The organism is Clostridium sp. 1001271B_151109_B4 (genome assembly GCF_015670405.1).
Classification (GTDB): domain Bacteria; phylum Bacillota; class Clostridia; order Clostridiales; family Clostridiaceae; genus Clostridium.
Genome location: NZ_JADPBQ010000001.1, coordinates 151,855 through 176,890 on the forward strand (window position 1 = coordinate 151,855; position 25,036 = coordinate 176,890).

General features: G+C 27.7%; 20 protein-coding genes and 1 pseudogene. 2 read left to right on the forward strand and 19 right to left on the reverse strand.

Features of this window, described 5'->3' with window-relative positions:
* Window positions 1–44: 44 nt before the first annotated feature.
* The 18 genes and pseudogenes from I4V63_RS00740 to I4V63_RS00825 all read right to left on the reverse strand — a co-directional run bounded on the left by I4V63_RS00740 (window position 45) and on the right by I4V63_RS00825 (window position 21,765).
* Window positions 45–1,322, reverse strand: coding sequence for a methionine gamma-lyase family protein (locus I4V63_RS00740; RefSeq protein ID WP_195999396.1), 1,278 nt, complete (start codon window positions 1,320–1,322; stop codon window positions 45–47).
* Between the two features lie 117 nt (window positions 1,323–1,439).
* Window positions 1,440–1,676: an RNA chaperone Hfq gene (hfq, locus tag I4V63_RS00745; protein ID WP_195999397.1), complete on the reverse strand. Its 237-nt coding sequence runs from the start codon at window positions 1,674–1,676 to the stop codon at window positions 1,440–1,442.
* Window positions 1,677–1,700: 24 nt separating this feature from the next.
* The gene (gene miaA / locus I4V63_RS00750; RefSeq protein ID WP_195999398.1) at window positions 1,701–2,630 is read right to left on the reverse strand and encodes a tRNA (adenosine(37)-N6)-dimethylallyltransferase MiaA; all 930 of its coding nucleotides are present in this window, start codon (window positions 2,628–2,630) and stop codon (window positions 1,701–1,703) included.
* Between the two features lie 12 nt (window positions 2,631–2,642).
* On the reverse strand, window positions 2,643–4,661 hold the full coding sequence (gene mutL / locus I4V63_RS00755) for a DNA mismatch repair endonuclease MutL (protein WP_195999399.1): 2,019 nt from the start codon (window positions 4,659–4,661) through the stop codon (window positions 2,643–2,645).
* A gap of 10 nt (window positions 4,662–4,671) precedes the next feature.
* Complete coding sequence (gene mutS, locus I4V63_RS00760; protein ID WP_195999400.1) at window positions 4,672–7,398, reverse strand: DNA mismatch repair protein MutS; 2,727 nt, start codon at window positions 7,396–7,398, stop codon at window positions 4,672–4,674.
* A gap of 261 nt (window positions 7,399–7,659) precedes the next feature.
* Window positions 7,660–8,067, reverse strand: coding sequence for a metal-dependent hydrolase (locus tag I4V63_RS00765; RefSeq protein ID WP_195999401.1), 408 nt, complete (start codon window positions 8,065–8,067; stop codon window positions 7,660–7,662).
* A 416-nt stretch (window positions 8,068–8,483) separates the two neighbouring features.
* On the reverse strand, window positions 8,484–8,864 hold the full coding sequence (locus I4V63_RS15510) for a DUF4839 domain-containing protein (protein WP_243280414.1): 381 nt from the start codon (window positions 8,862–8,864) through the stop codon (window positions 8,484–8,486).
* 18 nt (window positions 8,865–8,882) lie between these two features.
* The gene (locus I4V63_RS15515; RefSeq protein ID WP_243280415.1) at window positions 8,883–9,299 is read right to left on the reverse strand and encodes a hypothetical protein; all 417 of its coding nucleotides are present in this window, start codon (window positions 9,297–9,299) and stop codon (window positions 8,883–8,885) included.
* 491 nt (window positions 9,300–9,790) lie between these two features.
* Window positions 9,791–11,224, reverse strand: a complete 1,434-nt coding sequence (locus tag I4V63_RS00775) for a ComEC/Rec2 family competence protein (protein ID WP_347707701.1) — start codon at window positions 11,222–11,224, stop codon at window positions 9,791–9,793.
* A gap of 342 nt (window positions 11,225–11,566) precedes the next feature.
* Window positions 11,567–12,496 (reverse strand): N-acetylmuramoyl-L-alanine amidase, encoded by a 930-nt coding sequence (locus tag I4V63_RS00780; RefSeq protein ID WP_195999402.1) that lies wholly within the window; start codon window positions 12,494–12,496, stop codon window positions 11,567–11,569.
* Between the two features lie 259 nt (window positions 12,497–12,755).
* On the reverse strand, window positions 12,756–14,099 hold the full coding sequence (miaB, locus tag I4V63_RS00785; protein WP_195999538.1) for a tRNA (N6-isopentenyl adenosine(37)-C2)-methylthiotransferase MiaB: 1,344 nt from the start codon (window positions 14,097–14,099) through the stop codon (window positions 12,756–12,758).
* Window positions 14,100–14,283: 184 nt separating this feature from the next.
* Window positions 14,284–15,219 carry a GNAT family N-acetyltransferase gene (locus I4V63_RS00790; protein ID WP_195999403.1) on the reverse strand — a complete coding sequence of 312 codons (936 nt, stop codon included), beginning with the start codon at window positions 15,217–15,219 and terminating at the stop codon, window positions 14,284–14,286.
* A 93-nt stretch (window positions 15,220–15,312) separates the two neighbouring features.
* Window positions 15,313–17,222: pseudogene (locus I4V63_RS15520) on the reverse strand (bifunctional 4-hydroxy-3-methylbut-2-enyl diphosphate reductase/30S ribosomal protein S1).
* 31 nt (window positions 17,223–17,253) lie between these two features.
* Window positions 17,254–17,916 (reverse strand): (d)CMP kinase, encoded by a 663-nt coding sequence (gene cmk, locus I4V63_RS00805; protein WP_195999540.1) that lies wholly within the window; start codon window positions 17,914–17,916, stop codon window positions 17,254–17,256.
* A gap of 251 nt (window positions 17,917–18,167) precedes the next feature.
* Window positions 18,168–19,382 (reverse strand): NAD(P)/FAD-dependent oxidoreductase, encoded by a 1,215-nt coding sequence (locus I4V63_RS00810; RefSeq protein WP_195999405.1) that lies wholly within the window; start codon window positions 19,380–19,382, stop codon window positions 18,168–18,170.
* Window positions 19,383–19,454: 72 nt separating this feature from the next.
* Window positions 19,455–20,351 carry a MurR/RpiR family transcriptional regulator gene (locus I4V63_RS00815; protein WP_195999406.1) on the reverse strand — a complete coding sequence of 299 codons (897 nt, stop codon included), beginning with the start codon at window positions 20,349–20,351 and terminating at the stop codon, window positions 19,455–19,457.
* 123 nt (window positions 20,352–20,474) lie between these two features.
* Complete coding sequence (locus tag I4V63_RS00820) at window positions 20,475–21,014, reverse strand: class I SAM-dependent methyltransferase (RefSeq protein WP_195999407.1); 540 nt, start codon at window positions 21,012–21,014, stop codon at window positions 20,475–20,477.
* 10 nt (window positions 21,015–21,024) lie between these two features.
* Complete coding sequence (locus I4V63_RS00825; RefSeq protein ID WP_195999408.1) at window positions 21,025–21,765, reverse strand: pseudouridine synthase; 741 nt, start codon at window positions 21,763–21,765, stop codon at window positions 21,025–21,027.
* A gap of 203 nt (window positions 21,766–21,968) precedes the next feature.
* On the opposite strand from I4V63_RS00825, the gene ilvA reads away from it, so the two are divergent.
* The gene (gene ilvA / locus I4V63_RS00830) at window positions 21,969–23,168 is read left to right on the forward strand and encodes a threonine ammonia-lyase (RefSeq protein ID WP_195999409.1); all 1,200 of its coding nucleotides are present in this window, start codon (window positions 21,969–21,971) and stop codon (window positions 23,166–23,168) included.
* A 39-nt stretch (window positions 23,169–23,207) separates the two neighbouring features.
* Here ilvA and pyrE read toward each other — a convergent pair whose 3' ends face one another.
* Window positions 23,208–23,879 (reverse strand): orotate phosphoribosyltransferase, encoded by a 672-nt coding sequence (gene pyrE / locus I4V63_RS00835; protein WP_195999410.1) that lies wholly within the window; start codon window positions 23,877–23,879, stop codon window positions 23,208–23,210.
* A gap of 143 nt (window positions 23,880–24,022) precedes the next feature.
* Here pyrE and I4V63_RS00840 point away from each other — a divergent pair, with 143 nt between their 5' ends.
* The gene (locus I4V63_RS00840) at window positions 24,023–24,976 is read left to right on the forward strand and encodes an alpha/beta hydrolase (RefSeq protein WP_195999411.1); all 954 of its coding nucleotides are present in this window, start codon (window positions 24,023–24,025) and stop codon (window positions 24,974–24,976) included.
* The last annotated feature ends 60 nt before the right edge of the window (window positions 24,977–25,036 follow it).

Consider the following 25,036-nt stretch of genomic DNA (forward strand, 5'->3'; position numbering starts at 1 on the left):
ATTATTATAAATAAAAAAAGCGAAGAAGTTCTTCGCTTTTTTATTTATAATATGCTATTTAAAGAAATTAATATACCAATTTTAGCATGGTCAAATGTTAAACCACCTTGAAGGTATGCTATATAAGGATCTCTTATAGGAGCATCAGCTGATAGTTCAATTGAAGATCCTTGAATAAATGCACCAGCTGCCATAATAACTTCATCATTATATCCAGGCATTGCCCATGGTTCACATTCAACATAAGAATCAATAGGTGAACCTTTTTGGATTCCCTTACAGAATTTAATTAATTTTTCTCTATCATTAAATTTTATAGCTTGAATTATATCACTTCTTTTATCATTATATTTAGGTAATACTTCAAATCCTGCTATCTCCATTATTCTAGCACAGAATACAGCCCCTTTAAGAGCTTCCATTACTATATGAGGTGCTAAGAATAGTCCTTGATAAAATTGTCTCATAACACCGAATGTAGAGCCGCACTCCCCTCCTATACCTGGAGTTGTTAATCTATATGCAGCTTGTTCAACGTATTCCTTTTTACCAGCGATATATCCACCCGTTGGAGCAATACCACCACCAAGATTTTTAATAAGTGAACCAGCGATTAAATCAGCACCAACATCTGTAGGTTCTATAGTATCAATTAATTCACCATAGCAGTTATCAACAAATACGCATACATCACTTCTTATTTCTTTTATTACTGAGATTATTTCACCAATTTCAGATACTAAGAATGATTTTCTCCAGCCATATCCTGTACTTCTTTGAATATGTACTAATTTAATTGTTGGATCTTCTTTAAGAACCTTTATAATAGCTTCAGTATCGAATTTACCATCCTTTAAGTCAACTTGCTTATAATTTACTCCATATTCCTTTAATGATCCTATATTTTCTTTACCGCTAATTCCAATAATGTTATGTAAGGTATCATATGGTGCTCCACTGATACATACCATAGTATCATTTGTTCTTAAGTTACCCATTAAAGCACATCCTATAGCATGAGTACCATTTACGAAGTGTGGTCTAACTAAAGCACTTTCAGTATTGAATATTCTTGCATAAACTTTATCTAAAGTATCTCTACCAACATCATCATAACCATAACCAGATGAATTCGTAAAATGCATATCGCTTATTCTTTCTTCTTGAAATGCATTAAGGACCTTAAGTTGGTTATATTCTCTTATTTCATCATAAATTTTAAATTGTTCTTCTACATCATTTAGAGCTTGCTTGTATACTTCAAATACATTTGGCTTAATGTTGTATGCTTCCATCATTAACTTTTCTGTTTCTTTTAACATTAAAGTTCCTCCATTTTATAATATTTCATAACTATTATATATAATATAATACAAAATATAAAGTTTTTACACAAAATAATTGAAAAGTAATGAAAAAGGAACTGCAATTTGCAGTTCCTAGATGTTTTCATTATCAGAAAAAGGTAATGGTTTTGCTGGTGTAATAGTAGTAATTGAATGTTTATATATAAGCATTTGTTTACCTTCACTATCTAAAATTACAGTAAAACTATCGAATCCTTTAACGATACCTCTTAATTGAAATCCATTTACCAAATAAATAGATACAACTGTTTTACTTTTTCTAGCATTGTTTAGAAAGATATCTTGAATATTATTGCTTTGTTTATTCAATATAACCACCTCCATGGCTAATAACTAATTAGATTTTATATCATTTGTTATTATATTAATTATCTCTTCATCAGATAATTCATCTTTATTTAAGAAAATAGCTCTAGGATCTTTTCTAAACCATGTTAATTGACGTTTAGCATAATTTCTTGATCCTTGTTTAATCATTTCTGTAGCCTCTTCTAATGATATAGAATTTTCAAGATACATTAAAATTTCTTTATATCCTATACCCTGCATTGCCTGCATAAAAGAATTATACCCATTTTCTTTTAATTTAATACATTCATCTAAAAGTCCTTTTTCAAACATAATATCTACACGTTTATTAATTCTTTGATAAAGCTTTTCCCTATCCATGTTTAACGTATAGTAATGTACATCATATTTAGTTTTGTAGAAGTCCTCTCCTGCATTAAAAGAACTAAATGGTTTATTAGTTACTTTATACACTTCAAGAGCTCTTATAACCCTTTTTCTATTGTTTGGATGTATTGATTCATAACTTATTGGATCAATATCTTTAAGCATATTGTGAATATAAGTATCACCATGTTCTTTTGCAAGTTCTTCTAATTCTAATCTATAAGCTTCATCATTAGTTGCATCGGTAAAATTCATATTACATGTTAATGCATTTATATAAAGCCCTGTTCCTCCAGTTAAAATAGGAAGTTTATTTTTTGCTAGTAAGTCATCAATAATAGGTTGCGCCATAGTTTTAAAATCTACTACAGAAAATGGTTTATCGGGTGTAGTAACATCTATCATATGATGTTTTATTCCATCCATTTCTTCAGTAGTAATTTTAGCTGACCCTATATCCATGTATTTATATATTTGCATAGAATCAGTGGATATTATTTCGCCGTTTAACCTTTTAGCTAATTCTATCGATAAAGCTGTTTTTCCTACTGCAGTAGGACCAGCTAATACAAGTATTTTATTATTCATTTTTTTACCTTCCTATACTATTCGTCTAAACTTTTTGTCTAATTCATATTCAGTAAATTTTATTATAACAGGTCTTCCATGTGGACAGTTAAATGGATTATCAATATATCTTAAGTCAGAGATTAATTTTTCCATTTCTATTTGTGTAAGGTAATCATTAGCTTTAACAGCTGCTTTACATGCCATTGTTGCAATTTTATTTAACTTTACCTCTACAGTTTTTCCGCTTCCTAAGTTTTTTAAATTATCAATTATACTTAATAAAAAGTTCCTTGCATCTAATTTTCCTAAGAAGTACGGTACTTCCTTTAATGAAATTGTATTTCCCCCAAACTCTTCTATAACAAAGCCAGAATTAATGAAAATTTCTTTGTTTTCCTTATAACACTCATAATCATCTAAGGATAAATCTATAAGGCAAGGAATAAGAAGTTGTTGTACTACTATTTCTCCATTTTCTATATCATTAGCATATTTCTCATATAGTATTTTTTCATGAGCTGCATGCTGATCAATTATATAAAGTGTATCTGAGTATTCTGCCAAAATATAAGTTTTATTAAATTGACCGATTACTCTTAAGTCTGGAAATTTAGCTTTTCTTATCTGTGATAAGTCTTCTTGAGTTTCTTTGATTTCGTTAACTGTATTACAATTGCTGTTAGTAAATGAATTATTCTTATTATAGTAATTTGAATCAACACTTTCACTTTTTTCAATATAATTAGTGTTAATAGGTGAAGTATAAAGTGATGTATTGTCATTTACTGAATTATTATTAATAGGTTGAAGTTTATTTTTATTTATTTCCTTTAGTCTATTATATAAGTCCTCTTCTTTTGCTACATCATGAATAGTAATATTATTGTATATATCATTAATAGATGGTTCAACTTTATTGTTTTGTATTAATGTTTCACTTGTTTCAGAATGTGCTGTAGTTGCAGATGTTGTTAAAGGTATATTTGTATCTAAATTCAACTTAATTTCTTCAATTTCTTCTACTGGTTCTTTATTTTCTTTTTCAGCAAATGAATTAAAGATATCTTCTCTTAAAGCAGTATGAACAGAATCAAATACTCTTTTATATATAGTCCTTTCATCTTTAAATTTAATTTCAGCCTTTGTTGGATGTATATTAACATCAATATCTTCAGGATTTAATTCTATAAACAAAACAAAGAAAGGAAACTTATTTACAGTTGAAAATGATTTAAAGGCATTTTCTACTGCTGCAACAATAGTTTTATTTTTTATATATCTATTATTAACAAAGATACTTTCATTATTTCTTGAACCTCTAGCAATTAGTTCTTTACCTATATATCCATAGACTTTTAAATAATCATCTTCATAATTAAAAGGCAATACATGCTCAGAAATGTTTTTACCATATATAGTTCTAATAGCATTTAATAAATTACCATCTCCATATGTATGAAGAGTTTTTTTGCCATTATTAAATAACTTAAATGAGATATTAGGATTACATAATGCAACTCTTAAAATAATATCATTAATTAAACTTCCTTCTCTTGAAGTAGATTTTAAAAACTTTCTTCTTGCAGGAACATTATAAAATAAATCTTTTACTTCCATATAAGATCCATTGTTCATACCAAAATCATTTAAAGACACTTTTTCTCCAGCTTCTAAAATTAATTCTTTCCCAAAATCACAATCAGAAGTTTTACTTCTAAATGTTAATTTTGAAACAGAAGCAATTGATGGAAGTGCTTCACCTCTAAAACCTAAAGTATTGATAGAGTAAATATCTTCAACATTTTTTATTTTAGAAGTTGCATGGGGCATAAAGGCTTTTTCTATATCAAGGTTATGTACACCTACCCCATCATCTATTACTCTAATTGTTGATATTCCACCCTCTTCAATTTCTACGGTAATATTTTTAGAATTAGCATCAATTGAATTTTCAACAAGCTCTTTTACTACAGAGGAAGGGCGCTCTACAACTTCCCCTGCAGCTATCTTATTAGATGTATGCTCATCTAATATATTAATTCTTTTCATAGAGCACCTCCTATTTCAGTTTTTTTGCATCTTGAACAATTTTAAATAAAGTATTCATTGCATCTAATGGTGTCATAGTCATTACTTCTATATTAGCAATTTCATTTAATAAGCTTTCTTTACCAATCATATTAAAATCAATTTGCATCATTTCAGTATTTTCTTTTACTACTATAGGTTCCTTTTCAGTATTAATTTTAGAAGGTATTTCTGTGACTTTTTTATCTTCTATAACTTCAACCTCTTCTTTTTCAACAGCAGCTTCTTCTTTAACTTTTATGCTATTATCGTTGATTTCTTTATAGTTATTAAATAACTTATCAATTTCTATTGATTTTTCATTTTCTAATTTACATAAAATATGCTTAGCTCTATCTATTACTTCTATAGGTAATCCAGCAAGCTTTGCTACTTCAATACCATAAGATTGGTCAGCTCCACCTTCAACAATTTTTCTTAAGAATATAACTTGATCATCACTTTCTTTTACTGCAACAGAATAGTTTTTAACACCTTCTATTATTCCCTCTAATTTAGTTAATTCATGGTAATGTGTAGCAAATAAAGTTTTACATTTTAAATTACTATTATTAGATATATATTCTATTACTGACCAAGCAATGCTTAATCCATCATAAGTTGAAGTACCTCTTCCTACTTCATCTAATAAGACTAAGCTATTAGGTGTAGCATTTTTTAATATGTTTGATACTTCCCACATTTCAACCATAAATGTAGATTTTCCACCTGCTAAATCATCTGAAGCACCGATTCTTGTAAAGATCTTATCACAAACTGATATATTAGCACTTCTAGCAGGAACAAATGAACCTATTTGTGCCATTAATGTAATTAAAGCCACCTGTCTCATATAAGTAGATTTACCTGCCATGTTAGGTCCTGTAATTAATAATAATCTATTATCAGTAGTATTAATTGTAGTATTATTAGATACAAATTCACCATTGCCTATTACCTTTTCTACAACTGGATGTCTTCCATCAGTTATATATAAGTCTCCATTAGTATTAATTTCAGGGCGTACATAATCATTGTCTACTGCTACCTTAGCTAATGTAGAAAGTGCATCTAATGATGAGATTATATTTGCACTGCATTTTAATCTTGGAATTTGAGCTTCAACTTTATCTCTAAGTTCTACAAATAATTCGTATTCAAGGGCCATAAGATGTTCATCTGCACCTAAAATCTTTTCTTCTACTACTTTTAATTCTTCAGTGATATAACGTTCTGCATTTGCTAGTGTTTGTTTTCTTATATATCTTCCTTCAGGAATTAAATTGTAGTTTGCTTTAGATATTTCGATATAATATCCAAACACTTTATTGTAACCAATTTTTAGTGACTTAATGCCTGTAAATTCTCTTTCTTTACTTTCTAATGAAGCTATCCATTGCTTTCCATTTAATTTAGCCTCTCTTAGCTCATCTACCTTGCTTGAATATCCTTCCCTTATAATATTACCTTCTTTAACAGAAGTTGAAGGATCGTCTAATAAAGCTTTTGAAAGAAGAGTTCTAATATCATCTAACACATCTAAATTGCTATACCAATCAGATAATAGGTCAGCTTTACATACTGATAGCTTTTCTTTTATTTCAGGTAGTTTCATTAAAGACATATTTAATGAAACTAAATCTTTAGCATTTACATTTTTATTAGATATTTTACCAACAATTCTTTCTATATCATAAATGTTCTTTAGTGATTCTCGTAATTCCTCAGTAAAATAAATGTTATTAAATAATTCATCTACAGAGTCTAAACGCTTATTTATTTCTTCCTTATTAATTAAAGGCTCTTCAATCCATTTTCTAATTGTTCTTCCGCCCATAGTAGTAGATGTTTTATCTAATACCCAAATTAAACTACCTTTTTTTGATTTTTCCTTTAAGTTTTCAGTTAATTCAAGGTTTCTTCTTGAACTACTATCTATAGTCATATAATTTACTATGTCATATGATTCTAAAACATTTATATTAGAAAGACTCATCTTTTGAGTATCTAATATGTATTTTAATAATATTGAAGAGGCAATTTTACTTCTTAAATCTAACCCAGCTACTTCTACTTCACTAAATTGATTTATAAGTTCTTCATCACTACAATTAAAATTCATAACATTTTTCTTAGTAATTAATGCATTTGAAATATTATGTATTTCATTTAAAAGTTCTTCATTAAAGTTTATATCAACAAGCACTTCTTTTGGTGATATTTTTGATACCTCATCTAAAAGTGTTGTCTTTAATTCTTTAAAGAATGTTGTTTTAAACTCTCCAGTAGAAATATCTGAAGACGCTATTCCATAATATCCATCAGCATTATAAATAGCCATTATATAAGTATTTTTATATTCCTCTTCACCATTATTTTCTGAGTATGTTCCTGGAGTTATTACTTTAATTACATCTCTTTTTACAATTCCTTTTGCTACAGCAGGATCTTCAACTTGCTCACATATTGCAACTTTAAATCCCTTGCTTACTAATCTTGAAATATAGTTAGATGCAGCATGGAATGGAATTCCACACATTGGAGCTCTTTCTTCTAAGCCACATTCCCTTCCTGTTAAAACTAATTCTAACTCTCTTGAAGCTGTCTTTGCATCTTCAAAGAACATTTCATAAAAGTCACCTAATCTATAAAAAAGGATACAATCTTGATATTTATCCTTAATTTCCATGTATTGTCTCATCATGGGTGTTAATGCCATGTTAGTTACCTCCGTTGTATTTAAAATACATTTTCTAGTGTTTATCTCATTTTAAGAATAATTTTAAAATGAAAATATGTATAATGTATATATAAAGAAATTTTTATTTGACGTTTTTTTGACGTTTTTTTGACGTTTTTTTGACGAATTAATTTTTTAGACAAACGTTTTTGCCGAATTCCTAAATATAAATTACTTATTAATTGTAAACTGTAAAATTCAATGTTTCAAGCTAAAATTAAAAGGACTAGGTATATTACCTTAGTCCTTTACTAATGTGAAAGCTATAAAGATTAGCAGTATAAATATTATATTTTCAATTAAGCTATTTGTCTTTATTAATTTAAACCCATATCTATGTTTTATAAATGGATAAAATAATGGAATTCCCATTACTGTAAAACTATCTGCTATTAAATGCATATTAACTCCTATAAAATAAGATAGACTTAATTCTGTACTTATTACAGAAAATAATAAGCTGCTAATAAATAAAAATAATAAACTATGAGTTATAGTTCTATGCTTAATATGAAATTTAAAATCAAGATCCGGTGTCATTGTTCCTGCTATAGTTCCAAGCGCACAAGTAATAGGTTCTAAATTTAAATATCTGATTGCTAATATTGTACTAATTACTCCTATTGTTATATGTGTTCTTTTCATCATGCGATATCACCTTACATTATTATATGTAAAAACGCTAGATAATACACCTAGCCTACTTTAACTCTTCAGGTAATTTAGTTATAAAAGTAGTTATAGCCTTTTCTCTTCCTCTCCCTTCTTCAATCCATTTAGTAATGTTATCTTTTTTATTTATATCTGCTCCTAACATCGCTTGTATAAATGGATTTTTCTGAAGAATAACTATTCTATTTAGTATTCCAATTATTAAACTTTCTCTAGTTCCAATTATTTTCCATTCTTTATCTCTTTCATTAATCTAAATACCATATTTGTTCTACATAGGTGGGGAGTGTACTTGTAGGATTTGTGGTAAGATAAAAAATAGTAGATTATCTACTCTTTTTTATAACAGTATATTAAGGTTATTCCTCTAAATCTACTCGACAAATTTGAATTTATCGTTCTGTAACTGATACAGGATCAAGAAAAAACAATCCTGAGTTATTATCGAACCTTTTTATCTTTGCAACAATTCGTACATTTTTCCCAACCTCAATTTCATCTTCTAAATATAAAGTATCTAAATTTAAATCATGAGCATTAACATCTTCAAATTTAAACGCTGGTCCAGTTTGATGATTAGGGTCATAATCACATGCAAACATAAGAATATCATATCTTGTATCATAATTTCCATGGTTTACTAAATAATCAATTCTACCATCAAACTCAATAGTTCTTCCTTCATACTTATTTGCAAAACTTGAATATGATTCATCTATTTCTGCTTTCTTTGATAGTATACTAGAAAGTTCATCACAATTATCAATAGTCAACACTTCATCAGATATATCTTATATAATATTTTGGCCATTGTTTTCAGTAGACTCTTCTTTATTTGTATTTTCTTCTGTTTTATGTTCAGTTACTTCACTCTCTTTTTCTGGCAACGCATGATATCTTATAATAACCTCAGTATCTGCTTTAACCCACTCATATGGTGAATAGTTAAAATCTCCACCTACAGAAACCTCTTCTACTTCGCCTTCTTTTGTCAGGCAACCAATAATCAAGTCTTCTATTTTTTCTAGCTTAATATTAGTAAAACCATTCTCTTCAAATGATTCTATAACACTTTGGTAATCTTGACCTTTCATTATAGAAGAACCTGACGGTGTTTTAGCTTCTCCAATATGATTGCTACTACTATCACACGCAATGAGAATAATGCAACAAAAGATAGCTAATAAAATAAATATAAATTTCTTCATAATTTACCCACCTCAGCCATTAAAGTTCTATTTATATAGTAATTTACTAAACAACTAACTCACCAAATAATACAATTTTGATTTATTATATTATATTTTGGTAAATATAATACCATTAATTAAATAATTATAAATATAGATTGTAGTTCTTGATTGACTTTTTAAAATGGTTATTTTAATATTTTTAAAATTTATCAATTAATATGTTATATGCCTTATTATATATTGTATAAAAACACACATTCTATTACTCCTCAACTAAGGATGGTGTTTTACGAAAAATGTATTGTTAAATATAAAGATGTAAATGAAAATTATAATTGCTGGTGTAATAGTTCTTGGTCTACTAATTGCTCAACTAAAAATTTAAGAAATGAAAATACTTATGAAATTACTCCTGGTGCTTATTGTTGCTATAGACTTTGTGGAGAGAGAAAAATAAAAGAGTAGGTTGTCCTACTCTTTAAACTATTACTTTCTTATATTATGTTCTAATAACATTTTTTACAAGGTTCATAATTCTTTTGAGCCTCTTCTAATGTTATTTGTCTTGCATTTGCTGAATTAGTATTACCACAATTATTAGTTCTATGATATTTTGTACCTGTTGCAGTTATCCAAACCATTTCACTAACATTATTTTGTGTCTGTGCAGTTGCTTCTTGCTGAAGCCTCTCTTGTTCTACTCTCCTTGCTTCCTCTGCAATTCTTGCTTCTTCTGCCTTTTTGACTTCCTCAGCTAATCTAGCCTCTTCCGCTGCTTTTGCTTCTGCAGCAATTCTCTCTTCTTCAGCTTTCTTTTCTGCTTCTTCTCTAGATTCCTTATCGTTAGCTAAGTAAGTACCTTTATTACATTCAGTAGAAACGCCTTCTCCTGTTGATTTGAAGATTATATCCCCACATTCATCTGATCTATGAATTTCAATATTTGCACTTTCTAACTTAGATAAAACCTCTGAGTTTGGATGTCCATAGCTATTCTTCCCGGTTAGAATTACTGCATATTCTGGTTTAACCTTATCTAAAAATCCTTGGGTTGTACTATTTTTAGAACCATGATGTCCTATTTTTAATACATCAACATCCTGCATTTTTGATAAAATTTTATTTTCTGTTTCTTCTCCAGCATCTCCAGTTAATAAAAATTTATCTTCTCCATTTACAAATAAAGTTACTAATGAACTTTCATTACTATCGCTTCCCCCAGATGTATTGAAAAATTGAATATAACTGTTACTTGTTAGTTCAAATTTAGATTCTTCTAATGGTACCGATGGATTTATACCTTTATTTGCACTTGCATTAATTACATCTGTGTATGTTTGAGAATCTGAACTTCCATTGCCGACAAAAAATGTTCCAATTTCAAAATTGTTTATTACGGCATCTAATCCCCCACAGTGATCTGCATCTGGATGAGTATTAACTAAATAATCTATTTTCTTTATTTCTAAATTATTTAGATAATTTACCATCAACGATTCATCATCATTATCACCAGCATCAATTAAAACTGACTTATCATCTTGTAAAATTAATATCGCATCTGAATTGCCAGTATTAATGAAATGTACAGTTGCTTCAGTCAACTCTTCTTCTACTACCGTTGTAGCTACTTCTTCAATATCATCTTCCTCAACTTTTTGAACTATTGCACTATTATTACTCTCTGTATTATCTACTGGTGTAGTGTTTACCCCTGCAAAAATAAATGTAGCAACAAATATTGCTGCTAGACCTCCAAAATAATGTTTTGATTTTAAGTTTATTTTTTTATTAAAAAAATAAACACCTATTGGAGCAATTACAAATGATGCTGCAAAAAATCCTACTGAATCTATTCCTAATCCAACAAAAGCTAATGAGAAAAACATTATAATCGTTCCAATTATAAATCTAAGTAAATTAAACTTATTGTTTATCACTTTATCATCCCCCTTAAATATTTTCAAATTGATTATAGCATTTAATAGTATTTATTGTAAACTTTTAAGATATTTTAGTACATTTAATATATATATAACATATTAGGGGTAATAACCTTTACTACTATTTAATAACTTTTTATAAATAGTAGTATGTCTTAAATTTAATAATTTTTTATATATTTTAATAAATTGAAGTATTGAGTATATATTTTGTATTATATATTTACCCATTAATTTTCATGGTTTTTTTATCCCTAAATAGCTTATAGCAATATTTTTCAACAAAATAAAAAAAAGGCTAGTAAGTAAGATTTCTCCTACCTACTATCCTTTAAATAATTAATCTACTATTTTTTTTATATCTTCTAACTTAATTTCTAACTCTTCACAACGTTTCTTAATAGCTTCTAAACTATCATCATTGTATATTTTTCTATTTTCACAGAATCCATATTGTAAATAATGATCTATTCCGGAACTATAACTTCCTTTCTTAACTGCTGCAGCTACATCAGGATTAAGTTCTAAATAAGAACCTTCATTGTATTCCGCTGGTATAGGTGGTAAAGCTAATCTGCCTTCTTTCTTTCCATAGTCAACATAATGCTTATATGGATTATTTTTATAAGTTGTACTGTTAGATACATCAGCGTATTTTTTTAAATACCAATTTTGACTAAATACATACATAGAATAATTCATCTCCTCATTATCTTCTTTATTATTTTCTTTTATTTCTACATCTATCTTTTTATTAACAATAGCTTCAGCTATAGCTTTTCCAATTGTATCTGATCCTAGCTTTCTATATAATGCTACATCTTCGGTCGCTTCTACAAAGCAAGTTTCTACTATCATTGATTTCATATTAGTATGCTTTAATTCATATAAACCAGTTCTAATTTTTTGCCCTCTATTTTTAAATCCTAACTCACCTAATCCATTAACAACTCTTTGAGCTATATCATGAGTTGAATATACACATACTTCACTTCCTAATGCACCATTATAGCTATCATAAGCTTTATTAAAGTGAATAGATACAAATAAATCAGCGCCCCAATTATTAGCTTTATTAACACCATAACTTAAATCTGAAGATGAAGATGAAGTTGAATCTGGTGGAGTTACATCTAAAACCTCATTACCTAATTGTTTTAAATATTTTATAACTGCATCTTTTACTTTTCTATCTTCTGTTAACTCATCTAGTATACCTCTTGCCCCTGGAACTTTTGGGCAATGTCCACCTCTAACTGCTATTTTCATTATTAACACACTCCTTTTAATTTATATTATGAAAACTCATATATTATTGATAATAAAAAGAGAGCCTATTGGCCCTCAAAATTATTCTTTATCTATTAACTTATCACTTACACCTGCTATGTAGGCTTTAGTATTTTGGTTTGGATCATTAAGCAATCCTAATAAAATTTTATTAACTAGTAATTCTTATCTTAAACTTTAAAGTACATAAACATTAAAATAAGGATAACTCTAATATTAAGAGCTATCCTTATTTCATTTATTTTACTGCTTCACCAACTAATGAGAAGTTTTGTGCTTTAGTAACTTGAACATTTACTATGTCACCAACTTTTACATCATCACCAGTAAAGTTAACTAATCTTCCGTTTCTTGTTCTTCCTGAAAGTTTACTTTCATCATTTTTGCTAGTACCTTCTACTAATACTTCAACTACCTTACCATCATAAGATTTATTTTTTGCTATAACTCCAGCATTAACAGCTTCAACTAATCTATTGAATCTATGATGCTTATCTTCTTCAGAAACTTGATCTAACATCATATCAGCAGGTGTATTATTTCTTCTTGAATATATAAAAGTAAATGCTGAGTCATATTGAACTTCTTTTACTAATTCTAAAGTATCTAAGAAATCTTCTTCAGTTTCACCAGGGAATCCAACAATTATATCAGTTGTTAATGAAACATCTGGGATTTCCTTTTTGATTTTATTAACTAAAGACATGTAGTATTCTCTAGTATAATGTCTATTCATTTTCTTTAATATTCTATCAGATCCACTTTGAACTGGTAAATGAATTTGTTCACATAGCTTTCCACATTCTTTCACAGCCATAATAACATCATCATTTAAATCTTTTGGATGAGAAGTCATAAATCTTAATCTTTCTAATCCATCTATTTCATTAATCATTCTTAAAAGATCAGCAAATGAAACCTCTTCCTCTAGACCTTTACCATAAGAGTTAACATTTTGACCTAATAAAGTTATTTCTTTATATCCTTGAGATACTAGTTCTTTTATTTCTTTAATTATATCTTCAGGTTTTCTAGATCTTTCTCTTCCTCGTACATATGGAACTATACAGTACGTACAGAAGTTGTTACATCCATACATAATAGTAACAAATGCTTTAACATCACTTTGTCTATCAATTGGTAATCCTTCAACAATTTCTTCTTCTTTATTGAAGATTTCTTTTATTTGGACACCTTCTGTTCTAACTCTATTTAAATATTCAGGGAACTTATAAGCATTATGTGTACCAAATATTATGTTAACATAAGGGAATTGACTTAATATTTTATCAGCCATTCCTTCTTGTTGCATCATACAACCACAAATACCAATTATTAAATCTGGATTTTTTTCTTTTAATTTTTTTAATTGACCTAAGTTACCAAACACCTTATTTTCTGCATTCTCTCTTACACAACAAGTGTTAAATAAGATTATACTTGCTTCATTTTTATCTTCAGTTCTAGTATAGCCTAATCTTTTAAGCATTCCAGAAAGCTTTTCAGAATCTTCTTCATTCATTTGACAACCATATGTATGAATATAATAGTGCTTTATTTTTTCACTATCAGTTTCTTTCATATTATCTAATAATTTATAATCAAAATCTTTAGCCATTATTAATTCCTCCATTGTTATTTATGTAAAATCAAATCATAATGTATTATAACATAAAATTTTGTAAAAAATAAAGAGTAAAAGCTTTAATAGCTAATACTCTTTTAATCCTGATTTCAAAAAATACTTAAAAACATATGTTTTTTATCTATCTTTCCCATTTATTAATAATTGATTTAGGTTTAAACCCTATCCAATTATATAATTTTAGAGCGCTATAATTATTCTCTTCAACTCTAATAAATAGGTCATTAATTTTCATCATTTTCGATCTATTAATTAAATCATTTAATAGTATTTTACCAAATCCATAACCCCTAAACTCTTTAAGGATTCCAAAATTAACTACAGTGTACATATCACGATTAAATATTATTTGACCATAACCTATTGCAATATTATTTAATTTTATAAACAAAGATAAGTCTTCCATATAATAATCTTGTTCAATGTCATTTTGTATATCCTCTACTTCTAAAGGAACTCTTGTCGTAGCCGAAAAAACTGAATTTTGTATTTTGCATCTTAACTCTTCTTCTTTATTTAAAATTACTTTTTCAGTAGTAATTTTAATTTTTCTTATATTCCCATTATATAAGTTGTTTAAAGAATTAATTACATTATAATTATGCTCTAAGGTATTTTTTAAAATAGCAACTTGAGATTCTTTATGATAATTACTTAATTTAATGTTCATTAATAAAGATGGTTTAATTTTATTAAATCCTAAATTTATAAGCATTTTATTAGTATCTTCATCGTTGCATGTTTCATAAGAGAGAATAGTATTGTTAAAGCCTTTTAAAATTTCTGGATTTAATAAATCAATATATTCTGGTTTGATATATAAAGACCAAACTCTCACAGGAATTTCTACTGGAATTTCATACCATATATATCCGATAACCTCTTTCCCGTAGATAAATAACTTAACAAATTTTTTTAGAAAAATTTTCAGAAAAAATTTTTCGTTTTCATAGTATTCAAAAAAGTTTTTATCATAATTTTCTTTACTAAATCTCTCTAAATTTAAGTTTTTAAAATTCTCAAAATTATTACTGGATAACCTTTCTAATAATACCATACATAACCCCTAAACCTAACTTTCTAATAATCCCCTTATAGATAAAAAGATTACACTTATATATATGTGTAATCTTTCTTTATATTGCTAAAATTATTGAGCATCTTTAATGCTTAAAGCAATTCTTTTGTTTTCTTTATCAATACTTAGTATTATACATTTTACTTCTTCGTTAATGCTTAATACTTCAGATGGGTGTTTAATATGGTCATGACTTATTTTTGATATATGAACTAATCCATCAATGCCTGGTTCTAATTCTACAAATGCACCAAAATCATTAATTCTTACAACTTTTCCAAGTACAGCTGAGTTTACAGCATATTTTTCATCTACTACGCTCCATGGTTCAGGAGTTAAAGCTTTGATACTTAAAGATAATTTCTTTTCAACTTTATCTAAGCTTAGTATTTTTACATCAACAATTTCACCAATTTTTAATATTTCTTCACATGAGTTAATATGTTTCCAAGAAATTTGAGATAAGTGAATTAAACCATCAATTCCATTGATTTCTGCAAAAGCACCAAACTTTGTGAATCTTTTAATTTCTGCTTTCACTACATCTCCTTCGTTTAATACTTCCCATGCAGCAGCTTCTTTTTCTGCTTTAGCTTCTTCTAAAATCACCTTTCTTGAAGCAACAATCTTTGAAAGGTTGTCTCTAGAAAAATCTATTAGTCTTACGTTTAATGTTTTTCCAACTAAGCTTTCTTTATCTTCAATGTATCTTATGTCTATTTGTGAAGCCGGTATAAATATTCTAACTCCATTATAATAAGCAACTAACCCTTTTTCCTTAGCATCTTTTATAACAACATCAAATTCAGCTTTTGTATTAAATAACCCTTCAAGCTTTTCTAAAGTAGCTTCTTTTTCATACTCTAATCTTGATAATACAACGTAATTATCTTCATTTTTTAATTTTATTACTTTAGCTTTAATTTTATCGCCTACTTTTAAGCTTTCTAAAACTGAATTTATTCTATCCTCAGCTGCTAATTCTTTGAAAGGAATAACACCATCAGATTTATATCCAACTAAAGATATTTGTAATTGACTATCTTTAATTGAAAGTATTTCACCTTCAACTTCATCACCTATACGAAATCTTCTATCCATTTCATTCATTAAAATTAATTGTTCTTCCATTTTTAAAATCCCTCCATAATCTTGATTACTTCTTTTATAATCCAATCTGGAGTTGACGCTCCAGCTGTTACCCCTATAGTTTTTATATCTTTGTCTTTAAAAATATCTTTTGAGATTTCATTAGCATTTTCAATGTGAATAGTATTTTCACAATTTTTCTTAGCTATTTCATATAACTTTGTAGTATTTGAACTATGTTTTCCACCTACTACTATCATAAAATCAACTTTTTTTGATAGCTCATAAACACTTTTTTGTCTTTCTTCTGTTGCTGCACAAATAGTATTAAATGATTTTAAATCATCAAAAGTATTTAATGATAGATTATTAATAGTTTTTTCCCAATTTTCTTCTTTTTCAGTAGTTTGAGATACAACACATACTTTTCCAGATAAATCTTTGTTAAAGCTACCATCTTTTGTAATGATAGCAGAATCATTACACCAGCCATTAATTCCTATTACTTCTGGATGATTTTCATCTCCTAAAATAACAATTTTATAACCTTCATTCGAAAACTTATTTACTTTTTTTTGAATATTAGTTACAAACGGACATGTTGCATTAATAACAATAAGTCCTTTATTAGTTAAATAATCCAAAACTTTTTTTGATACACCATGTGATCTTATTAAAATAACATCGCCTTCATTTAGTGTATCTACAGCAGTAATATCTATAGCATATATATTATTTTCCTCTAAATAATTAACTACATCACTATTATGAATTAACGGACCTAATGTATATATTTTTTTATTATACTTATTTTGAGTTTTTATTGCTTCATCTACGGCAAGGTTAACTCCAAAGCAAAAACCAGCATTTTCAGCTAATAATACTTTCATAATATTTCTCCTGTGTTAAAAATATTCTTCTTATCTATTGTAAGGCATTTTCTATAAAATTACAAATTATTTCAGTTACTTCATTAATATTATAGTTTGAACTGTCAATTTCTATTGCATCATCAGCTTTTCTTAAAGGGTCTACTTCTCTATTACTATCAATATAGTCTCTTTTGATGATATCTTCTAGTAGCTTGTCATAATTAACGTCTAACCCTCTATTAACTAATTCTATAAATCTTCTTCTTGCTCTTTCTTCTGGTGTTGCAGTTAAGAAGAATTTGAATTTTGAGTTTTTTAGTACTACAGTACCAATATCTCTACCATCCATAATTACATCATATTTTTCAGACATCTTTCTTTGTAAGCTTACAAGCTTAGCTCTTACTTCAGGAATAGAAGCATATTCAGATACAATTTCACTTATTTCTGGTAGTGTAATTTCATCTTGAATATTAACTCCATCTAAAATTAAATCATCATTTTCAAAATGCATATCCATTTTGTCAATCATATTCATTAATGCATCAACATCTGTTGTTTTAATGTTATTTCTTTTAGCTAATAAAGCTACGGCTCTATACATTGCACCTGTATTAATATACATTAAATCAAATTTTTTACCTACTAATTTTGCAATTGTACTTTTCCCCGCTCCAGCTGGTCCATCTATTGCTACAGATATTCTCATAATAATTATCCACCTTTCAAACATTTACATCTATCTTATGTTCTAGTACATTATAATATTAAAAATAAAATTTCTCAATAATAAAGGAAACTCGACTCCTTTTAGTCGCTGAGTAAGTTTGATTTACTAAATCGAAGATTTAGAATCTTACTTAAGGAAACTCGACTCCTTTTAGTGGCTGAGTACACTAAAGTGTACTTTCAACTAACCAAATTGAGATTTGGAGTTTCAAGCAAGTTCGATTTGCTAAATCGAACTTAAATGCTACTACCTGCTATATAACCTGTTGATAATGCAATTTGCACGTTATATCCTCCAGTAAAAGCATCAACATCAATAACTTCACCGGCAAATGATAAGTTTGAGATTATTTTTGACTTCATTGTTGATGGATCAATTTCTAATGTATTTATACCACCAGCAGTCACTATTGCCTCTTCTATAGGTCTAAGCCCCTTAATTTTAGCTTTAAGATTTTTAAGAAGGTAAACAAGATTTCTTCTTTCTTCTTTAGTAATTACATTGACTTTCTTATTTTCGGGTATATTTGAAAGTTTAATAATTAAAGGAATTATTTTTTTTGGTAATAAATCATCTAAAGAGTTTTTAAATTCTCTATTTTGATACTTTAAGAAATCTTTTTGTATTCTTTTATCTAGGTCACTTTCATTTAGTGCTGGTTTTAAATCTAGAGAAGCTTCATAATTACCATTATCTTTTACATATCTTGATCCAGTTAATACTAATGGACCTGATATTCCATAATTAGTAAACAGCATTTCACCTTGATTTTTATATACTACCTTATCATTTCTTAGAATACTTAAAGATATATTTTTAAGTGATAATCCCATTAGTTCTTTAAGCCATGGTTCATTTAATTCAATTGGAACTAATGAAGGCTTTAAATCTATAATTGTATGTCCAAGAGACTTAGCAAATTTTTGTCCTTCACCTCTAGAACCTGTTAGTGGATATGAAGCACCACCAGTAGCTAAAATAAAATAATCACCATTTAGCTTCGTGGTATTATTTATCTCTACACCAGTTATTTTACCATCTGTATAAATGATGTTAGTTACTTTCGAATTAAGTTTAACTTGTACATTAGCTTCTTTCAATCCAATTGAAAGCCCCTTAATTATATCAGATGATTTATCAGACGATGGGAAAATACGCCCCCCACGTTCAGTTTTTAATTTAATTCCTGCATTTTCAAAGAAGCTTATTGTATCTTCATTTGTATATGAATATAAAGCACTATATAAAAAATGAGGATTACCTGGAATATAATCGAAAAATTCACTTATATCTTTTGCATTTGTAACATTACATCTACCCTTTCCAGTAATAAATAACTTTTTACCAATTCTATCATTACCATCTAAAAGAATTACATTATGTTTTTTTGATGCATGAATTGCTGCCATTATTCCAGCAGGACCAGCACCTATAACTATGACTTTTGACATTTAAAGTCCTCCTAATTATTTGTTTATAATAACTAAAGGAATTAACAAATGTTAATTCCTTTTTATTGAAATTTAATCATCACCAACATTGCGATTATTGTATGAATAAACATTATATTCTTGCCATATTTCTTCAAGACTGTTAAATGTTGATGAAATATTTTCTTTTTCTCTCATTCCAACTGCAATTATTAGTGCATTTATTACTGATAATGGAGCAACCAATGAATCAACAAAAGATGCCATATTACTTTGTGCAATTAATGCATAATCTGCTCTTGTTGCAAGTGGAGATAAAAAACTATCAGTAACTGCAACTACCCTTGCACCTCTATCTTGTGCAAAAGCTAATGCATCAATAGTTCTACTTGCATAACGTGGGAAGCCTATGCCTATTACTAAATCACCTTCACCTACATTAATCATTTGTTCAAAAATATCAGAAATACCATACCCAACAGTTTTTACATTTTGTAGGATAATATTTAAGTAAAAACCTAAAAACTCAGCTAATGCCATAGAGCTTCTTAATCCTATAATATAAATTCTTTTTGCTGCAAAAATATTATTTACTACATCTTCAAATGTATTATAATCTATTTTTTCCATTGTAGCTCTTATATTTTCCATGTCAGCTTTTAATACACCCTTTAAAGCATGACCTTCAGTAATATAATCACTAGATAATTCTAATCTCTGTACTGTAGTTAATTTGTTTTTAATTAACTCTTGAAGAGATTTTTGAAGTTTAGGATAGCCTGAGAAACCTAATTCTATTGCAAATCTTACTACTGTAGATTCTGAGACTCCAACTGAAACACCTAGTTTTGCAGCTGTCATAAATGCTGCCTTATCATAATTTTTTAATATGTATTCAGCAATTAGTTTTTGCCCCTTACTAAGTTTTGGAAATCTCATTTGAATTAATTTCATTAAATCCTTTGATTCATTGTTGTTACTTCTTTCCATTATTTCATTCTCCTATTTTAGTTAACTTCAATCATTTTAGCATTTTTTATTAATATAATCAATGAAATAATTAATCTGAAATATAAAAAATGCAAGTAAAATAAATTAAAGTTCCAATAATGACTATTTTTTTTCAATTATCATTAATAGTGGTGAGGTGCTAGATCTATTTATACATTCATGTAGCATTACACCATACTTGCTTTTAGGTAAATTTCTAGCAAAGTTAATAATGCAATTTTCCTCATCCTTACCTTCATTATGACCTCTATAAATAGCTATTGATATAATACCGTTCTTAGCTAATAAATCTAATGATTTTTTTATACTTTCTAGGCTTGATTCTGCAAGTGTAGTTATATTTTTATCTCCACCTGGAAGATAGCCTAAGTTATAACAAACACAATTAATCTGTTCTTTTACATAGTTATCTATTTTAGCATGAGATTCATTTATAACAACTACATTATTATTCTTATCAATATATTTATCACAAGCACTTTTTTGAATTTCAAAAGCATATACTTTTTTAAAATTACTTGATAAAAAATCGCAATCGTAACCATTTCCTAATGTAGCATCTACCGCGATATCTTTAGCAGAAACATATTCTTTAATTATATTGTGAGAAAGTAAACTCACATCAGATACATATTTAAACATAAAAAAACTCCTATAAATTTTTTATATAATTTAATTCTTCAGAAGTTAAATCTCGCCATTGCCCTTTTTTTAGGTATCCAAGCTTTATATCACCTATAGAAACTCTTTTTAAACTTATTACTTCATGATTTAAAGAGGCACACATTTTTCTTATTTGTCTATTTTTCCCTTCATGTATTGATATTTCAACGGTAGATATAACTTCACTACTATTTTTTCTTGAGTTAAAAGATTTTTCTTCAGAAATTATATCTATTTCTGCCTCTGCAGTTATATATCCACCAATATCTATTCCAGATTTAAACTTCTTTAAATCACTTTCAGTAAATTTACCTCTACATTCAGCTATATACTTTTTCTTAATAGAAACTCTAGGATGAATTATATTATTATATATACTACCATCATTAGTTAGCAAAAGTAAGCCTGAACTATCATAATCTAATCTTCCGATTGGATAAATTCTTTCATTTACATTTACTATATCTAATACAGTTTTACGCCCCTTTTCATCTTTAGCCGAAGTAATGTATCCTTCTGGTTTATTAAGCATAATATATACTTTCTTTTCTTCAATCTTTATAATTTTATTATTAAACTCTACTGTATCTTTTTCAGGATCAATTTTTGTACCTAGTTCATTAACTACAATTCCATTAACCTTAACTTTACCTTCTAAAATTATTTCTTCACATTTTCTTCTAGAAGCTACACCACATTGAGCCATGTACTTTTGTAATCTTTCTTCCATTATTTTCACTCCGTCTCCTAATATTCAAGGTAATTATATATTTAATATTAAATTAATACAACTATATCTTTAATTATATAAGGAAAAGTTAATGTAAACTGCATCTTATGTAAAAATAATCGATTAATGGTTTATTTTATGATAATATATAATTATTGCTATTTTTATAAATATTAGTTATAGATGAAAAGGGGCTAGATATTATGCATTTAGAAAAAATTATAAATGTCAGAAAAAATATAAAGGATACAGTTATAAAAACACCATTATTGTATAGTAATATTTTTAGTGAAATGTGTAAAAATAATGTTTATATGAAATGTGAAAATTTACAGTTAACTGGTGCTTATAAGTTAAGAGGTGCATTAAATAAAATTATATCATTAAGTGAAACTGAAAAATCTAAGGGGGTTATTTGTTCTTCAGCTGGAAATCATGCACAAGGAGTTGCATATGCTTCTTCATTAGTTGGGGTTAGTTCAACTATAGTAATGCCTGAAACTACGCCATACTTAAAAGTAGAATCAACTAAAAACTATGGTGGAAATGTTATATTACACGGAAAGTGCTATGATGATGCATTCATGAAAGCAAAGTCACTAGAAGAAGAGGAAGAAAGAGTATTTATACATCCATTTGATGATATGGATGTAATTTATGGACAAGGTACCATTGCCTTAGAGATTTTTGAGGATATAAGTGATTTTGATTATATAGTAGCGCCGATTGGTGGCGGTGGACTAATAAGTGGACTTAGTCTTGCTGCAAAAGAACTAAATCCTAATATTAAGATAATTGGGGTGCAAGCCGAAGGTGCTCCTTCAATGGCATTAAGTATAAAAAACAATAAAATTTGTACATTAGATTCTGTTAATACACTTGCAGATGGTATTTCAGTTAAAACACCTGGTAGTCGTACATTTGAAATAGTAAAAGATTATGTGGATGAGATAATTACTGTTTCTGAAGGAGAAATAGTAGAAGCATTTCTTCTATTAGCTGAAAAACATAAGTTATTAGCTGAAGCTTCGGGGGTAGTTACTTTAGCTGCGCTTAATCAACTGAATGTTGAAGAGAAAAAAGTATGCTGTGTTATAAGTGGAGGAAATATAGATATGTTAACTATCTCATCACTTATAAATAATGGATTAGTATCTAAAGGTAGATTACTTTGTTTTTCTGTTGAGCTTAAAAATGTTCCAGGTGAATTATTAAAAATATCAAGTATTTTAGCTAGTGAAAATGCAAATGTAGTAAAACTTGAACATAATCAATTTAAAGCAATTAACAGAATTCACAATGTATTATTAGAAGTAACAGTTGAAACCAATGGACATGAACATATAGAAAATATATTAAGTGTTTTTAAGGAAAATGATTATCAAATAAATGTTATGTATTAAAAAAATAGGATAATGTTTTTACATTATCCTATTTTTATATTAAACACCATATTTTTTGTAATATTCTGATATAGCAGCTTTAATATTATCATCAATATATATAGTTCCATCTATTTCTCTATTATATAGATATTCAACTACTTCAGCCATAGTAACTATTGGATATGTTGTTATACCGAAAGCTTCTTTGATTTCTGATTGAGCAGATTGTTCACCTCTACCCTTTTCCATTCTATCTACTGAAATAACTAATCCACATATTTCAACGTCACCTTGAGCTTTTAAGATTGGTGCTGTTTCATAAATTGAAGTTCCTGCAGTCATTACATCTTCAACTATAACTACTTTCTTTGTATTATCTAATTTAGCTCCAAGTAAAATACCACCTTCACCGTGATCTTTAACTTCTTTTCTATTAGAGCAATACTCAACATTAGCTCCATATAATTTATTCATTGCTATAGCTGTTGTAACAGTTAATGGAATTCCTTTATAAGCAGGTCCGAACAATACATCAACTTCTGATCCTATACGCTCTTTTATTGTTTGAGCATAGAACTCTCCTAGTTTCTCAAGTTGTTCTCCAGTTGTATAATTTCCAGTATTAATAAAGAAAGGTGTTTGACGACCACTCTTTGTAACGAATTCCCCAAATCTTAAAACATTACTTTTAACCATAAATTCTATAAATTCTTGTTTATATTTTTGCATAGAAAACAACTCCTCTTATATGTATATTTTTCTTAAATATTGTAACATCATTCGTGAAAAAAAGCTAATGAATTTTATGAGATTTTAATATTTTAAAAAATTATGGCAATAATTCTATATATAACTGTATATAGGAGGAATCTATGAGAAAAAAAAGAGTAGTGCTAATTATTGTAAGTATTTTAATATGTTTAATTATAGGATTCTTAAATTCAACACATTTTAAGTTTTTGTATGAGGTTCTTAAATTAGGTAATAGCTTGCCAACTATATCAAGTGATTTTTATAGTGAACCTATTGAAGATATAACTTATAAAGATATAACATACAAGAATGATGGTGGCAAATCACTAAAATTAGATTTATATATTAATGAAGAACTAAAAGAGCCAAAGCCTGTTATTATTTATGTATTTGGAAATGGATGGATGTATGGTGATAAGGTTATTCCCCAAGCTATTTCATCAATCATTGATTTATTAAAAGATGAAGGATTTGCTGTTATAAGTACATCCTACGAATTAATGGATAATAAAGTAATATTTGATAAACAAATATCTGATGTAAAAGATACAATAAGATGGGTATATAAAAATAAAGATAAATATAATTTTGATGTAGATAATATTGGACTTATTGGACCATCAGCTGGTGCACAACTATCAATGATTGCAGCCTTTTCTGATAATGATGAATTTATTGGTGATGTTTCATTAAAGAAATATCCATCAAAAGTAAAATATATTGTTGATTTATTTGGTCCTTCTGATTTGAGTAAAATAAACTTAAGTGCAGGTCCAAGTGAAATTGTCGATCAGTTTACTACTGAAGATATAGAAAGCTACTCTAAATTATATAGTCCTATCAATTATATTAAAGAGGATTTACCAGATACATTAATTATACATAGTAAAAAAGACAATATAGTTCCTTATGATACTTCTGTTGAATTATATGAAAGAGGTATAGAGCTAAACAATAAATTTTACTTTTATACTTTAGAAAATTGTACTCACTACTTAGAGAATTTATCTAATAAAGATGCTTTAGAGCTTTATATGAAGATTGTTGATTTTATTCTTTCTGAAATTAAATAAAAAAATTTAATAAGTTATTACTATTGAACTGCCTCCAGTCAAGTAGACAGAAGCAGTTCA